Raw genomic sequence first — 2162 nt, forward strand, 5'->3', positions numbered from 1 at the left:
CGGAAGCTAAGACCCAGCACGGCAATGGTACTGCACCCGGAAGAGTGTGGGAGAGTAGCACACCGCCGCCACAACACATAAATATTGGAGGTATCTTCAGGAAAATGTTCCTGAAGATACCTCCTTTCTTATACCAGACTCAGACCCAGTCTTGAGGATTCCAGCTTCCATGCACAAAGACACATGCCAAGCAATGGAATACGGTTAATCGGAATATAGAAGGCTGCCTTTTACTTGGGCAGTCTGTGATTTGATCTTCGAGAGCATTGTTGCCGAAACTGTCTCATACTTACCGCCTGTTGTTTGTGGCCCAGGACACCTAAAATAAAAATAGCCGAATCAGGCGCGTAAACACATATGTGAAAGAAAGCGGATGAGTATGGGTAAAAGAATCATTCTTGTAGGAGCTACCGGCAGAGTGGGTGCACTGACTCTCGAGGATCTGGTCAAAGCCGACCATGAGGTGGTGGCCTGCGCACGAGGAGTCTCGAAGATTCCCGCCAGCCAGCAGGTGGAGACTATGACCCTGGACCTGCATGACCCGCTCTCCCAGATAACCGACGCATTCCGTAAGATGCATGCGGACGCTGTTGTTTTCACTGCGGGCTCGCGAGGTAAAGACATCAACCAGATTGACGCTTTGGGAGCCATGAAGACCATAGAGGCCGCCAAAGCGGTCGGCATCACCAGATACGTCATGCTGGGGGCCATGTATGCAGCCGACTGGCTGCGCTGGGAACAGCCTCAGGTCAAGCCTGCCATTGACTCCCTCGCCGATTACTACGTGACCAAGAACATGGCCGATCAGTATCTGATCAATTCCGGACTGGACTACACCATTATTGAGCCAGGCAGCCTGACCGAGCAGGACGGCACAGGAGCCATCCAGGTAGAGCCAGACGGGCCCGGACCCATACCAATCCCCGATGTGGCACAATGCCTGGCCGGTTGCGTCGACCTGCCACAGACCAAAGGTAGGATCTACAACATCATCGCAGGTGGCACGCCCATCAGGGAGGCCTTGACCGCAAAGCGGTGACCCGAAACCCACCCAATTCCTCAACAGCAGCTTTTGATGCCAACCATGGCGTGTCTGCATAGCAACGGTAATGGTACCTTGGGTGCAATGCTTGTTGCCGTTGATTGTGCGCTGGCATGCTGGGTTTCTGTGATTTTCATAGAGACGGGGATGGCTTGGAGACAGGGCGGATCTTAGGGAGGTCGTCGATGAACATTACCAATTTTCGGGATCTGGGAGGTATAGGGACCATTCATGGCCGTCTGGTACGTCCCCATAAGTTCATCCGCTCCGGGCAATTAGTGGGTCTGGACGAAGAAACTAAGAGGGAACTGGTCGACCGCTACCAGGTGACTCAGGTCGTGGACTTCCGTCGGCCTTTCGAGATACAGGAGAGTCCAGACGATCGGCTTGAAGGTGTGACCTTTACCAACATTGATCTGCTGGAGCAAAGCGGCACCAACAGCGCCAGCCTGGACGATTTTGCCTCGCTGGGTTTGGCGAATCAGGTCAACGGGCACATGCTGAATGTCTACCATGACCTGGTTATGAGTCCTGCAGCCCAGCAGGGGTATGGGAGGTTCCTACGCATCGTCGTGGACAACACCCAGGGGGCCACTCTCTTCCACTGCTTTGCCGGCAAAGACCGGACCGGGTTCGCCGCGGCGCTGGTGCTCTGGCTGCTGGAGGTGGACGACGCCCAGATATTCGCGGACTATCTGAAGACCAACCAAGAGAGGGTTGCGGCCAACAATCAACTGCTGGACCAATTCCGTGCCAGAGGCTTCGACCAGGATTCACTGGACGCCCTGCAGATTGCGCTCTGCGTCAAGAAGGAATACCTGGCGCATGCCCAAGAAACCATGGTCGAGGCCTACGGGGATGTCTTCGCCTATGCGCGTCAGGCTTTGGGGTTCGGGCCGGACCAGGTGGAGACCCTGCGCAGCAACCTGCTGGAGTAACCGCACAAGGCTGGAGGTAGCTGGTACGGGTAGACTCGAGCCTAGACGTCAATCAAGAGGAGGACATTGTGCGATACATGAATTTAGGACGGTCAGGATTCCGGACCTCCCGTGTGGCCCTGGGGGTCATGCGGATCGATCAGAAGAGCCGCGAGGAGGCGCGGACCATTGTGGAGACGGCC

2 protein-coding genes are annotated in these 2162 nt (G+C 55.7%); both read left to right on the plus strand.

Annotated elements, in window-relative coordinates; all coding sequences use genetic code 11:
- Positions 1 to 373: 373 nt before the first annotated feature.
- Complete coding sequence (locus AC0AP0_RS12535) at positions 374 to 1039, plus strand: NAD(P)H-binding protein (RefSeq protein ID WP_490430728.1); 666 nt, start codon at positions 374 to 376, stop codon at positions 1037 to 1039.
- Between the two features lie 188 nt (positions 1040 to 1227).
- On the plus strand, positions 1228 to 1980 hold the full coding sequence (locus AC0AP0_RS12540; RefSeq protein WP_181414842.1) for a tyrosine-protein phosphatase: 753 nt from the start codon (positions 1228 to 1230) through the stop codon (positions 1978 to 1980).
- The last annotated feature ends 182 nt before the right edge of the window (positions 1981 to 2162 follow it).

It is taken from the genome of Bifidobacterium sp. POST2/T3 (B1), from assembly GCF_058197115.1.

Bases quoted from the DNA above. Each gene is read 5' to 3' on its own strand.
- AC0AP0_RS12535 (WP_490430728.1), top strand. From the start codon at position 374: ATGAGTATGGGTAAAAGAATCATTCTTGTAGGAGCTACCGGCAGAGTG.
- AC0AP0_RS12540 (WP_181414842.1), top strand. From the start codon at position 1,228: ATGAACATTACCAATTTTCGGGATCTGGGAGGTATAGGGACCATTCAT.